The sequence below is a fragment of the Anaeromyxobacter oryzisoli genome, from assembly GCF_022690765.1.
Lineage (GTDB): Bacteria > Myxococcota > Myxococcia > Myxococcales > Anaeromyxobacteraceae > Anaeromyxobacter > Anaeromyxobacter oryzisoli.
This window is the reverse complement of the sequence record NZ_JALCZA010000008.1, coordinates 110,296-123,353: the sequence shown is the minus strand read 5'-3', so window position 1 is coordinate 123,353 and position 13,058 is coordinate 110,296. Positions and strand designations below refer to the sequence as shown.

Genomic DNA, 13,058 nt, shown 5'->3' with positions numbered 1-13,058 from the left:
CGGCCGCGGCCCGGCCGCCGGTGCCGCAGCAGCGTCCGGCCCCGGCCGTCGCCCCGGCGCCCGCGCCGTCGCTGGCCGCTCGCAAGGACCCCTTCGGCTTCGGAGTACCCGAGGCACCGTCGGCTCCGGCCGCCCCCACGGCGGAGAACGACTGGAGCGACGTGGACGTGGCGACCGAGGAGCCGTCCGCGCCTCAGCCCGCCGCGATCGAGCTCGCCGACGGGCCTGAGGAGGAGGCGGAGCTCGCGCCGATGCACGCCTTCGTGCCGCCGGCGACGGCGACCGGCCACCAGCCCGAGCCCGCGGCGGCCGCCCCGGCGGCGGACGGTGGCGAGGCCGCCCTCCGCGACGCGCTGAGCAAGGCGTCGCGCGAGGTCATCGAGCGGGTGGTCTGGGAGGTGGTTCCGCAGCTCGCGGAGACCATCATCCGGGAGAACCTCGATCGCCTGGTCAAGGCGCGCCAGGGCTAGCTCCCGGCGCTCACCGGATCGGTAGATCTCCGCCGTCCCGACCGCGTTCCGCCTCGCCCGGCAGGAAGCGGCGGGAGGCGTTCACGGAATCGGAGACGACGTGCAGAACCCCAACGAGAACGAGAAGGCCCCGGAGCTGGCGAAGGGCTACGAGCACCGCGAGGTCGAGGCGCGCTGGTACCCCTTCTGGCAGGAGCGCGGCTACTTTCACGGCGACGAGCACGATCGGACGCGCCCGCCGTTCTCGATCGTGCTGCCGCCCCCCAACGTCACCGGCTCGCTCCACCTCGGCCACGCGCTGACGGCGACGCTCCAGGACGTCCTCGTCCGCTGGAAGAAGATGAGCGGGTTCAACACGCTCTGGCTCCCCGGCACGGACCACGCCGGCATCGCCACGCAGATGATCGTGGAGCGGGAGCTCAAGAAGACCGAGAAGGTGAGCCGGCACGACCTCGGGCGCGAGGAGTTCCTCCGTCGCGTCTGGATCTGGAAGGAGCGGTTCGGCTCGCGGATCGGGCAGCAGCACCACGCCCTCGGCGCCTCCCTCGACTGGCAGCGCGAGCGCTTCACGATGGACGAGGGGCTGTCCCGCGCCGTCCGCGAGGTGTTCGTCCGGCTCTACGAGGAAGGGCTCATCTACCGGGAGAAGAAGCTCATCAACTGGTGCCCGGACTGCCGCACCGCGCTCTCGGACCTCGAGGTCGAGCACGAGGAGGCGCACCGCGGCGAGCTCTGGTCGTTCGCCTATCCGCTGGTCGAGCCCGCGCAGGGACCCGCCGGCACGATCACCGAGATCGTCGTGGCGACGACGCGCCCGGAGACGATGCTCGGCGACACCGCGGTCGCGGTCCACCCCGACGACGAGCGCTACCGGGACCTCGTCGGCAGGAAGGTCCGCCACCCCATCCTCGGGCGCGAGATCCCCATCGTCGCCGACGCGATCCTGGTGGACCCGAAGTTCGGCACCGGCGCGGTGAAGGTGACGCCCGCCCACGACTTCAACGACTTCGAGGTCGGCAAGCGGCACGGGCTCGAGCTCGTCACCGTCATCGACGTGGACGGGCGGATGAACGCGAACGCCGGCCCGCTCGCCGGGCTCGACCGCTTCGAGGCGCGCAAGGAGGTGAAGCGCCTGCTCGCGGAGAAGGGGCTCGATCGCGGCACCCAGCCGCACGTGCTCCCGCTCGGGCGCTGCCAGCGCTCGCAGACGGTCCTCGAGCCGATGCTCTCGGACCAGTGGTACGTGAAGATCGAGCCGCTCGCGCGGCCGGCGATCGAGGCGGTGGAGCAGGGGAAGACCCGCTTCATCCCCGAGCAGTGGACGAACACCTACATGGCGTGGATGCGGAACATCCACGACTGGTGCATCAGCCGCCAGCTCTGGTGGGGCCACCAGATCCCCGCCTGGTACTGCCCGGACGGCCACGTCACGGTCGCGCGCACCACGCCATCGGCGTGCGCCACCTGCGGCAAGCCCGAGCTGCGGCAGGACGAGGACGTCCTCGACACCTGGTTCTCGTCGGCCCTCTGGCCGTTCTCGACCATGGGCTGGCCGGACCAGACCGACACGCTCCGGACCTTCTACCCGACCTCCGTGATGGAGACCGGGCACGACATCATCTTCTTCTGGGTCGCCCGGATGATGATGATGGGCCTCCACTTCATGGGCGAGGTGCCCTTCCGGACCGTGTACCTCCACCCGATGGTCCGCGACGAGAAGGGCCAGAAGATGTCGAAGACGAAGGGGAACGTGATCGATCCCCTCGTCGTCACCGAGAAGTACGGCGCCGACGCGCTCCGGTTCACGCTCGCCGCGCTCACCGCGCAGGGGCGCGACATCAAGCTGTCCGACCAGCGCATCGAGGGCTACCGCGCCTTCGCGAACAAGCTCTGGAACGCGAGCCGGTTCGCGCTCATGAACCTCGCCGGCCACGAGGAGCGCGGCGAGGACGTCTCGACCCTCGCCGCCTCGCCGGCGGAGCGGTGGATCCTCGCCCGGCTGCAGCGGACGGTGAACGAGACGGTCGCGGCGCTCGAGGCGTTCCGGTTCAACGACGCCGCCAACGCCGTCTACGCGTTCGTGTGGCACGAGCTCTGCGACTGGTACATCGAGCTCGCCAAGGAGGCGCTCTACGGGGAGGACCTCGCCCTCAAGCACGCGACCCAGGCGGTGCTCGTCCGCTGTCTCGAGACGAGCTACCGGCTCCTCCACCCGTTCATGCCCTTCATCACCGAGGAGCTCTGGCACGTGCTCCGGACGCAGGTGAAGGCGCAGGCGTGGCCGGACTCGATCCTCGCCGCGGCGTACCCCCAGACGGGGCCGGTGGACGAGGCGGCGGAGCGGTCCTTCGGACCAGTCCTCGGGATCATCGACGCCATCCGCAACATCCGCGGCGAGATGGGCATCCCGTTCAAGGTGAAGCTGGGCGTCCAGGCCAAGGTCGAGATCGCGGTCGCCGACCAGGCCACGCACGACCTCCTGCTCGCGGGGGAGCTCGCGCGGATCCAGCGGGTCGCGGGCGTCGAGGGCGTGAACGTCACCCTCGCGGCGGCGACGCCGCCGGCGCCGCAGTCGGCCGTCGGCGTGGGCCCCGGGTTCGAGGTGCGGGTGCCGCTCGCGGGCGTCATCGACCTCGCCGCCGAGACGGCGCGCGTGGACAAGGAGATCGCGAAGGTCGAGCAGGACCTCGCCGGCATCGAGCGGAAGCTCCAGAATCCGTCCTTCGTGCAGAAGGCGCCGCCGGAGGTGGTCGAGAAGGACCGGGCTCGGGCGGAGGAGCTGCGCGAAAAAAGAGGCAAGCTCGACGCGCATCGTGCGATGCTCTCGGGCTCGGAGGCGAACCCCGCCAGGAGGGACAGCATGGAGAACCAGAACGAGCAGAAGCCCAGCGTCGAGGTGCCCGCGGAGGCAGCCCCGGCTCCGGCCCCGGCTCCGGCTCCGGTGGAGCAGCAGGAGGCGCCGAGCCCGGTCGTCCAGACCGCCGAGAAGATCGTCGCCGCCGGCGCCGAGGCGGCGCAGAGCGCCATCGAGGCGGTGAAGTCCGGCGTCGAGGCGATGGTCGAGAAGGCCAAGTCGGTCGCCCGCGCGCCTGCCGCCGCGAAGCCGGCCAGGAAGGCGGCAGCCAAGAAGAAGCCGGCCGCCCGCAAGGCCGCCGCCCGGAAGCCCGCCAAGGCGGCTGTCAAGGCGGCCGTGAAGAAGGCCGCGCCGAGGAAGGCCGCCAAGGCGGCTGCCAAGGCGGCTCCGAAGAAAGGCGCGAAGAAGGCGGCGCCGAAGCGGGTCGTCGCGAAGCGCGCGGCGCGGAAGCCGGCCCGCAAGCCGGCCAGGAAGCCGGCCAGGAAGCCGGCCGCGCGGAAGGCTCCGGCGCGCAGGGCCGCCCGCAAGGGCAAGCGGTAGGCGGGAAGAGGGCGACATGGCCGGGCTCAGCGCGCACGCCGAGCGCCTCGTCGAGCTGGCGCTCGAGGAGGATCTCCTCCTCGGGGATGCGACGAGCGAGGCCACCATCGACGCGGCCGCGACCGGCGAGGGCACGTTCCTCGTCAAGCAGGATCTGGTCCTCGCCGGTACCGCCGTCGCGACCCGGGTCTTCGAGCGGCTCGGGGCGACCTGTCGGTTCGAGCGCGGCGACGGCGCGCGGGCGACCCGGGGCGAGGTCGTCGGCACCGCGCGCGGGCCGGTGCGTGCGCTGCTCGCCGCCGAGCGGACGGCGCTCAACTTCCTGCAGCGGCTGTCCGGGGTCGCGACCGCGACCCGCCGCTGCGCCGACCTGCTCGCGCAGGGCGGCGCGCGGACGCGGCTCCTCGACACGCGCAAGACCACGCCGGGCTGGCGGATGCTGGAGAAGGAGGCGGTGCGCGCGGGCGGCGGGAAGAACCACCGCGTGAGCCTCGGCGACGGCATCCTCATCAAGGACAACCACGTCGCGGCCTGCGGCGGCGTGGCCGAGGCGGTGCGGCGCGCGCGCGAGCGGGCCGGCGCGATGCTCCGGATCGAGGTCGAGGTGGAGGACCTCCCCGGCCTCGAGCAGGCCATCGAGGCGGGTGCGGACATCGTCCTGCTCGACAACATGGACGACGCGGCCGTCGCGGAGGCGGTCCGCCGGACGGCGGGCCGGGTGCTGCTCGAGGCCAGCGGCAACATGACGCTCGAGCGGTTGCCCCGGATCGCCGCGACCGGCGTGGACTTCGTCTCGATGGGCGCGATCACGCACAGCGCGAAGGCCGTGGACATCGCGTTCGATCTGGCGTGAACGCGGGGGTCGTCCGCCGTCCGAGCCCCGTCCCGCGACCCGCGAAGGCGGGGGCCGGTGCTCGTCGTTGACACCGGTCACCCCAGCCCGGAAGATCACCGCTCCGTGCCTCCCGATCCGCCCGACTCCGAGCAGCTGGTCCTCGCCTTCCTCGCCGAGGCCGGCGACGAGTTCGTGTCCGGGGAGGCGATCTCGGACAAGCTCGGGCTGACCCGCGCGGCCGTCTGGAAGCACGTGGAGGCCCTGCGGGCCCACGGCTACCGGGTCGAGGCCGTGCCGGCGCGCGGCTACCGGCTCGCGGCGGTCCCCGACCGGCTCACCGCGCTCGAGCTCCGGCCGCTCCTCGACACCCACGACCTCGGCCAGGTGCTCCACTCGTACGAGGAGCTCGGCTCGACCAACGACCGCGCCCGGGAGCTGGCGGAGGAGGGCGCCGCCCACGGCGAGGTCGTCATCGCCGAGACCCAGACCGCCGGGCGCGGTCGGCGCGGGCGGGCGTGGATCTCCCCGCCGCACCGGAACCTCTACTTCTCGGCGGTCCTCCGGCCCGAGCTGCCTCCCTCGCGCGCGGCCGAGCTGACGCTCGTCGCGTCGCTGGCCGTCTGCGACGCGCTCCGCAGCGCGGGCGTCGCGGCGGGGATCAAGTGGCCCAACGACGTGCTCGCCGGCGGGCGGAAGATCGCGGGGATCCTCACGGAGCTCGCGGCGGAGCCGGAGAAGGTGGACTGGGTGGTGATCGGCGTCGGCGTGAACGTGAACGCCCGGGCCGAGGACTTCCCGGAGGAGCTGCGCGGCGAGGCCACCAGCGTCGCCATCGAGCGCGGGCTGCCGGCGCCGAGGGCGCTCCTCGCGGCCGCCTGCCTCGGCCGGCTCGAGGCCTGGCTCGACGCCCACGCCGAACGCGGCTTCGCGCCCATCCGCGACGCGTGGCGCGAGCGGTCCGTCACGCTCGGCCGGGAGGTCCTCGTCCGGACGGATGGGCGCGAGCTGGCGGGGCGGGCCGAGGACATCGACGACCTGGGCGCGCTGCTCGTCCGCACGCCGGAGCGGGTGGAGCGGATCCTCGCCGGCGACGTGCAGCTCTTGCGGCCCCGCTAGCGCACGCCCGCGTTGACCGAGCCGCCTTCCGGCGGCTACCCTCCAGCGGTGCTGCTCGCCATCGACGTTGGAAACACGAACACGGTGCTCGGCGCCTACGACGGCGCCCGGCTCCGGCACCACTGGCGCATCGAGACCAGCCAGACCCGCACCGCCGACGAGTACGGGATCCTCATCCGGCAGCTCTTCGCATCCGCCGGGCTCGAGCCGTCGCGCGTCGACGCGGTGGTGGTCTCGAGCGTCGTGCCGACGCTCGCCTTCACGCTCGAGCTGATGTCCACCCGGTACTTCGACCGGAAGCCGCTCTTCGTCGGCCCGGGCATGAAGACCGGGATGCCGATCCTCTACGAGAACCCGCGCGAGGTCGGCGCGGATCGCGTGGTGAACGCGGTGGCCGCGTACGAGCGCTGGCGGCAGGGGCTGGTGGTCGTGGACTTCGGGACGGCCACCACCTTCGACGCCATCTCCCCGAAGGGCGAGTACCTCGGGGGCGCGATCGCGCCGGGCATTCGCATCTCGATGGAGGCGCTCTTCCGCAGCGCGTCCAAGCTCCCTCGCGTCGAGTTCGCGCGGCCCGCCGTGGTCGTCGGTCGGAACACCGTGGCGTCCATCCAGAGCGGCCTCGTGTACGGCTACGTCGGCCTCGTGGACGGGATCTGCGCGCGCATGTCGGACGAGCTCGGGTTCTCGCCGAAGGTCGTCGCGACGGGCGGGCTGGCCCCGCTCATCGCCGGGGTCTCGAAGGCGATCACCGAGGTGGACGAGCACCTCACCCTCGAAGGGCTCCGCATCCTCTACGAGCGCAACCGGTGAGCCCGACCACGAACAGCGAAGCCCGCGAGGCGGACGCCGTCGCGGCGGCCGCGCTCGACGAGGGGCTCGCGGCGTTCCGCGCCCGGAACCTCTCCGAGGCCCACGCGGCCTTCGAGCGCGCCCACCGCCGGGATCCGCGCGACCCGCGCGCCATGTCCTGGTACGGCGTGACCCTCGTCCTGGTCGAGCGGAACTCCAACCTCGGCGTGCTCCTCTGCGACCAGGCGCTCCGCGCCGTCGGCGCCGACCCCGAGCTGCTCCTCAACCAGGCCCGCGTGCACCTCGCGCTGAACCAGCGCGTGCGGGCCGTCCGCGCCGTGACGCGCGGCCTCGAGCTGTGGCCGGAGGACGCGCGGCTGCTCGCGGCCCGCGACGCCCTCGGCGTGCGGGGCGCGCCGATCGTCCCCTTCCTCTCCCGCAACAACCCGCTGAACCGGGTGCTGGGTCGGATCCGGCACCACTGGCAGCGTCGTCACGCTCCCGTGTACGAGCTCTCGCCGATCGCCCTGGGCACGCCGGCCGAACCCGCGGACGGGGAGCGCCGGAGCTGACATGCCCGACTGCCCGCTGTCCCTCGACGTCCTGCCGAGGCCCCTCCAGAAGCACGCCGACGGGAAGGCGCCCGCGCCGCTGCGCATGATGGGCGCGAAGGGGCTCGTCCCGGCGGTCGCGCCGGCCGACCTCGTGACGCTCCTGTTCATGCTGTCCTTCGACGGCGACGCCGCGGTCCGGGACACCGCGATCCGGACGGCCGAGGGGCTGCCGGAGCGGATCTCGGGCGTCGCGCTTCGCGCCGAGGGGCTCGCCGCGCCGGTGCTCGACTGGCTCGCCGAGCGCTTCGCGGGCCACGAGGCGGCCCTCGAGCTCGTCCTCCTGAACCCCTCGACCCCGGACGAGACGGTGGCGCGCCTGGCGGGGACGGTCTCGCAGCGGCTCGCCGAGATCGTGCGCCAGAACGAGCTCCGGCTCCTGCGCCACGAGGGCATCGTGCGGGGGCTGTGCGCGAACCCGAACGCCCTCGCCTCGACCGTCGACGGCGCCTGCGACTTCTGCGTCCGCAACGGCCTCACGCTCCTCGACGTCCCCCGCCTCGTGGAGGCGCACCGCCGCGTCCACGGCGTGGACCCGACCGCGAAGCCGCCGGAGGAGGTCGAGACCGCCGCCGGGCTCATCGCGGAGTACCGCCGGGAGCTCCACTCGGACGACGCGCCGGACGGCCCCCCGCGCGCCGAGACCGAGGAGGAGACGAAGAAGAAGCTGAACATCACCCAGCGCATCATGAAGATGAGCGTGTCCGAGAAGATCAAGCTCGCGACCCTCGGCAACAAGGAGGCGCGGACGATCCTCCTGCGGGACTCGAACAAGCTCGTCACCATGGCGGCGGCCACCAGCCCGCGGATCACCGACGGCGAGATCCTGTCCCTCGCCAACTCGCGGACGGTGAACGCGGACGTGCTCCGCTACGTCTACTCGAGCCGGGAGTTCCTCAAGACCTACGCGATCAAGATCGCCCTGGTGAAGAACCCGAAGGTGCCGCTGCCCACCGCCCTCAAGATGCTCGTCACCCTCCAGGAGCGGGACGTGAAGGAGCTGGCCCGGGATCGCAACGTCCCCCAGACGATCCAGTCGCAGGCCAGGGCCCTCGTGATGAAGAAGGAGCAGGCCGCGAAGGCGTCGATGCAGAAGAAGTAGCCTCCGGCCCGCGCCTCGCGGCGCGGCCGGGCGCGGCCCCAGACATGCCCGACGAAATCACGGTCCAGGCGAGCGCGGCTCCGGTGCGGGTGGGCCGCGCCGTGTGGCTCTCCGCGGCCACGATGGCCTCGCGGGTGCTCGGCCTCGTGCGCGACCAGCTCTTCGCGATCCTGGTCGGCGCGAACCGGTTCTCCGACGCGTTCGTCGTCGCGTTCCGGATCCCGAACCTGCTGCGCGATCTCTTCGCGGAGGGGGCGCTCTCCTCGGCGTTCGTGCCCACCTTCGCCGACGCCCACCGCAACCGCGGGCCGGGCGCCGCCTACCGGCTCGGGAACGCCATCGTCGCGGTGCTGCTCGTCGTGGTGGGCGCGATCACGCTCCTCGGCGTCGCGCTCGCCGGGCCCCTCGTGCGCGGCATCGCGCCGGGGCTCGAGGAGCCCGCCCTCGCGGCGACGCTCACCCGGATCATGATGCCGTTCCTCCTCCTCGTGTCGCTGTCCGCCGTCGCGATGGGGATGCTGAACGCGCAGCAGCGGTTCACCGCGCCCGCCCTGGCGCCGGCGCTGTTCAACGTGGGGGCCATCGCGGTCGGCCTCGGGCTGTGGGCCGCCGGGCTCCCCCGCGAGCAGGCCGTGATCGGCTGGTCGTTCGGCACGATCCTCGGGGGGGCGCTCCAGCTCGCCGCCCAGCTCCCGTCGCTGCGCGCGCTGGGGTGGCGGCCGCGGCTGGTGCTCGATCGCGCGGTGCGCTCCGACCCGGGGATCCGGCGCATCTTCCGGCTGATGGCCGCCGCGGTCGTGGGCCTGTCCGCGACCCAGGTGAACATCCTCGTCAACACGTACTTCGCCTCGCACACGGAGGGGGCGAACACCTGGCTGCAGATGGCCTTCCGGCTCATGCAGCTCCCGCTCGGCGTGTTCGGCGTCGCGATCGCGACCGTGGCGGGCGCGGGCGTCGCCCAGCGCGCGGCGGCGCGGGACATGGCCGCGGTGAACGCGACGCTCGGCTCGGCCCTGCGCCTCGTCGCGTTCCTCAACGTACCGTCGGCGGTCGGGCTGGCGGTGCTCGCGCGCCCGATCATCTCGCTCATCTACGAGCACGGCCGGTTCGGCGCGGCGGACACCGACGCCACCGGCCAGGCCCTGCTCTGCTACGCGCTCGGGCTGTACGCCTACTCCGGCGTGAAGGTGCTCGCGCCCGCCTTCTACGCGGTGGATCACGCGCGGGTCCCCGTCATCGGCAGCATCCTCGGGATGATCTCGAACGTGGCGCTGAACGCGGCGCTGTACCCGCTCCTCGGCTACCGCGGCGTCGCGCTCGGGACGTCCGTCGCGGCGGGCGTGAACTACGTGGTGCTCGCCTGGGCCTGGCGCCGGCGCGAGGGGACGCTCGGAGGGAAGGGGCTCGTCGTGCAGCTCTGCAAGGTGCTCGCGGCCTCGGCGGTCCTCGCCCTGGTGGCGTGGACGGTCCAGCGCGCCCTGGTGCAGGTCCTCCCGGCCCACAAGAGCCTCCCGCGCCAGCTCGTCCTCGGGCTCGTGCCCGTCCTCGCCGGCGCCGCCGCGTACCTCGCCGCGGCGTGGGCGCTGCGGATCGCCGAGCTCGGGGAGCTCCTGGGCGCGCTGCGCCGCCGGCGCGGTCGCGCTCGCGCCGGCGCGAGCGCGCCCCGGCCCTGACGCACGCTGCCTGCCTGCGCGGGGCGGACTCCTTCCTGCGGTCGCGCCCTTCGACTCCGGCGCGCAGGGCGCGCCTACGCTCAGGGCGAACGGAGCTTCGATCGCCTGCGCTGCTCGGTGGTCGTGTCCCACGCCCGGCGGCGCCCTTCAGGGACGTTCACCGCTCGCCCCGCCGGCTCCGGGCCGCACCGCGCGGGGCCGGTCCCCGCGGCCGGAGGAGGCGCGGCCCATCTCGGGCTCGATCGGCTCCCTGGGGCTTTGGCCGCCCGCCCAGACGCGTCCTACCTTGCCGCCAGGGCCCGGTCCACGGACCGGGCCGTCCGATGCATCGCGCGAGCGAGGCCCACGGAGGTTCGCGATGGACGACGGCGGCAAGGGTGAGGAGACGACGCAGCTCAGGCAGGAGGCGGAGGAGCTCGCGGCGGACATGCAGGCCCGCCTCGAGGGGCTCCGCGGTTACGCGGAGGACGTGGGGGACTTCATCCGGGCGTTCGCGCGGGAGCGGCCGGTCGCGGCGGTGGCGATCGCGGCGGGCGTCGGGTTCATCCTCGGGCGCATGCTGTCGCGTGCGTAGCGGAGGGGGCGATGGAGCAGCGGAGCGGGATGGGCGGCATGGCAGGACAGGAGGTCGACGAGCTGGCCGAGGCGCTGCGCGATCTCGGCGCTGAGGCGCGCGAGGCGGCGCGGCGGCTCGGGGAGGAGCTCGACCTCGATCGGCGCATGGCGGAGAACCCCATGGCGGTGCTCGGGGTGGCCGCCGCGGTCGGGTTCGTCGTCGGGGGCGGCGTCTGGCCGCTGCTCCGTCCGTTCCTGAAGGCGGCGGTGCGAACGGCGCTGTCGCCCGCGAACCTGCTCGCGATCGGCGCCGCCGTCGGGGCGATGCGCGCGGCGCGCGTCCCCGAGGAGCCGCCCGTGACGGCGGGGTCCACTTCGGGTGCGACACACTGACCGACCGGAGCATCGACGATCATCGACGGCCGGGAGCTGCTTCGATGGGGCCTTCCGTTGACCCGTGGCGGGGACGGACGCACCCTAGACGCCTCTCCAGAAAGCGGCGAGGCAAGCGATGATGGACGTGACGCGCGGTGCAGCGGGCGAGCTCGTCATCCGCATCGATGGGACCTTCGACCGGCAGGCCGCGTCGCGCCTGAACGGTTGGCTCGGCGAGGTGCCCCGGGATGCGCCGGTCGTGCTCGACTTCTCCCGGGTGCGGGAGCTCCAGGATCTCGGCCTCGCCGCCGTGGCCGGGGCGCTCGCAGGCCTCGGGGGCGTGCAGGTCCTGGGGCTGGGCTGGCACCAGCAGCGGCTGCTGCGCTACTTCGGCGTGGACATGTCGAAGCTCGGCGCCGGGCTCCGCGGTGACGAAGAGGTGCTCGGGTAGGGCGGCGGGCGCGCCGGTCTACTCGCGCCCGACGACGGCGGCGGCGCGCCGCTCCTTCTCCGCCGGCGTCTCCGCGGGCAGCCCCTCCTCGAGGAGCTGGGCGGCGATGGCGAGCGCCTTCCGGACCTTGTCCTTCACCTTCTCGTCGTTCTTGATCTTCTGGTAGGCCTTGAGGACGCGCTCCTCGTGCTTCGCGTTCGCCGCCTCGAGCTCGGCGACGCGCTTCTGGAGCTGCGCGCCCTGCCGCTCGATCTCCCCGCGGGCGCCGTCGGCCTCGCCGCGCGCGACGACCAGCTCGCCCCGGAGCTCGTCGAGCTCATGCTCGAGCGCGGTGGCCGCGTCGGCCCGCCGGCGCAGCTCGTCGATGCGGCGCTCGGCGGCGGCGAGCTTCTCGCGCGCCCCCGAGAGCTCGCCCTCCGCGGCGCGCGCCTGCTCGCCGGCGCGGCGCGACTCCGCTCGCGCGGCGTCGAGCTCCGCCTCGAGCTTCCGGAGCTGGGCGGCGGCCGACTCGGCCCTGCTGCGCGCCGCGGCGAGCTCCGCGTCCTTGTCGGAGAGGGCCGCCTCCGCCTCCTCGGCCCGGCGGATCGCGTCATCATCGTCGCGGGCGCGCGCGCGGGCGCGGGCCTGGCGCAGCTCGTCCTCGCTCCGGTCGGCCGGCGCGGCGCCGGCGTCACGCTCGCGCCCGGAGGGATCGTCGTGGAGCAGCCGGATGCCCGCCGCGCGGAGCCGATCCGCGCTCGCGCCGCGCACCGGCGGGCGGACCGCCTCGAGCTCGCGGTCGAGGTCTGCCGTGGGATCCGCCGTCGGCGCGAGCGAGCCCACCTCCTCCAGGGCGCGATCGAGGTCCAGCTCGGCGCCGGGCAGGTCGTCGCCGGCGGGAGCGGCCGCCGTGAGCGGCTCGTCGTCGCCGAGCGCACCGAGGGCGTCCCCGGCCTCGCCGCCGAGCTCGGCGCCGAGCGGGCCGTCGTCGGCAGCGGGCGGCTGCTCGTCGCCGGCGTCCAGCTCGAGGGCGTCCTGCCCTGCGGGGGCGGTGAGGCCGTCGAAGGCGTCGTCGAGCAGCGAGAGCGCCTCGTCGGCGCTGGTGCTCGCGGCGGGCTCCTCCGGGAGCGACTGGAGATCGAGCTCCGGCAGGTCGCCCTCGGCCTCCGGGAGGGCCTCGAGCCCCACCTCCTCGTCGAGCGAGACCAGCTCCTCCTCCGCGCCGTCGTCCCCGAGGCCGTCGCCTGCAGGAGCGCCCTCGGGCAGCCCCACCAGCCCGCCGAGCGTCTCGACGAGCGCGTCGGGGGAGTAGGGCTTCAGGAGGTACGCGTCGGCGCGGACCTTGAGGGCCCGGTGCTTCTCGAAGGTGTCGGCGGTCGCCTCGGCGCTCGTGAGCACGAGCGGGATGCCCTTCAGCGCGTCGTCCTTGCGGAGCTTCTGGCAGACGAGATAGCCGCTCATCCCCGGCAGCTCGACGCAGAGCACGATCGCCGCCGGGCCCCACTCGCGGGCGAGGTCGAGCCCTTCCTTGCCGTCGCCGGTGACGCGCACGTCGAAGCCCGTCTGCTCGAGGGCGTGCGACAGCTCCGCGGCGAACGCCGGGTCGTTCTCGATGAGGAGGATCTTCTTGGACATCGGGCGGCCCCGGCCTGGGCGATGGGCGCGACGATCGCGCGCCACCGTGCGGAAAAGGCTGGGGAATGTT

Annotated in this window: 11 protein-coding genes and 1 pseudogene; 11 read left to right on the top strand and 1 reads right to left on the bottom strand. The window is 73.8% G+C overall.

Features of this window, described 5'->3' with window-relative positions; translation table 11 throughout:
* The 11 genes and pseudogenes from MNZ27_RS04825 to MNZ27_RS04775 form a co-directional block, all read left to right on the top strand.
* Positions 1-470, top strand: a pseudogene (locus MNZ27_RS04825) (response regulator); the annotation flags it as partial.
* Between the two features lie 100 nt (positions 471-570).
* Positions 571-3,864, top strand: a complete 3,294-nt coding sequence (locus MNZ27_RS04820) for a valine--tRNA ligase (RefSeq protein WP_242392899.1) — start codon at positions 571-573, stop codon at positions 3,862-3,864.
* A gap of 16 nt (positions 3,865-3,880) precedes the next feature.
* Positions 3,881-4,717 (top strand): carboxylating nicotinate-nucleotide diphosphorylase, encoded by an 837-nt coding sequence (nadC, locus tag MNZ27_RS04815; RefSeq protein ID WP_242392898.1) that lies wholly within the window; start codon positions 3,881-3,883, stop codon positions 4,715-4,717.
* Between the two features lie 105 nt (positions 4,718-4,822).
* Positions 4,823-5,815 carry a biotin--[acetyl-CoA-carboxylase] ligase gene (locus MNZ27_RS04810; protein ID WP_242392897.1) on the top strand — a complete coding sequence of 331 codons (993 nt, stop codon included), beginning with the start codon at positions 4,823-4,825 and terminating at the stop codon, positions 5,813-5,815.
* A 48-nt stretch (positions 5,816-5,863) separates the two neighbouring features.
* Entirely contained in the window at positions 5,864-6,628 is a 765-nt protein-coding gene (locus tag MNZ27_RS04805; protein ID WP_242392903.1) for a type III pantothenate kinase, read from the top strand.
* Positions 6,625-7,179: a tetratricopeptide repeat protein gene (locus MNZ27_RS04800; protein WP_242392896.1), complete on the top strand. Its 555-nt coding sequence runs from the start codon at positions 6,625-6,627 to the stop codon at positions 7,177-7,179. Before MNZ27_RS04805 ends, MNZ27_RS04800 begins: the two co-directional genes overlap by 4 nt.
* 1 nt (position 7,180) lies before the next feature.
* Positions 7,181-8,320 carry a hypothetical protein gene (locus tag MNZ27_RS04795; RefSeq protein ID WP_242392895.1) on the top strand — a complete coding sequence of 380 codons (1,140 nt, stop codon included), beginning with the start codon at positions 7,181-7,183 and terminating at the stop codon, positions 8,318-8,320.
* A gap of 44 nt (positions 8,321-8,364) precedes the next feature.
* On the top strand, positions 8,365-9,993 hold the full coding sequence (gene murJ / locus MNZ27_RS04790) for a murein biosynthesis integral membrane protein MurJ (protein ID WP_242392894.1): 1,629 nt from the start codon (positions 8,365-8,367) through the stop codon (positions 9,991-9,993).
* 358 nt (positions 9,994-10,351) lie between these two features.
* Positions 10,352-10,567, top strand: coding sequence for a glycine zipper domain-containing protein (locus MNZ27_RS04785; protein WP_242392893.1), 216 nt, complete (start codon positions 10,352-10,354; stop codon positions 10,565-10,567).
* An 11-nt stretch (positions 10,568-10,578) separates the two neighbouring features.
* Positions 10,579-10,941: a hypothetical protein gene (locus tag MNZ27_RS04780; RefSeq protein WP_242392892.1), complete on the top strand. Its 363-nt coding sequence runs from the start codon at positions 10,579-10,581 to the stop codon at positions 10,939-10,941.
* 121 nt (positions 10,942-11,062) lie between these two features.
* Positions 11,063-11,374 carry an STAS domain-containing protein gene (locus MNZ27_RS04775; protein ID WP_242392902.1) on the top strand — a complete coding sequence of 104 codons (312 nt, stop codon included), beginning with the start codon at positions 11,063-11,065 and terminating at the stop codon, positions 11,372-11,374.
* Positions 11,375-11,392: 18 nt separating this feature from the next.
* On the opposite strand, the gene MNZ27_RS04770 is transcribed toward MNZ27_RS04775, so the two are convergent.
* Positions 11,393-12,988: a response regulator transcription factor gene (locus tag MNZ27_RS04770; RefSeq protein ID WP_242392891.1), complete on the bottom strand. Its 1,596-nt coding sequence runs from the start codon at positions 12,986-12,988 to the stop codon at positions 11,393-11,395.
* Between the last annotated feature and the right edge of the window lie 70 nt (positions 12,989-13,058).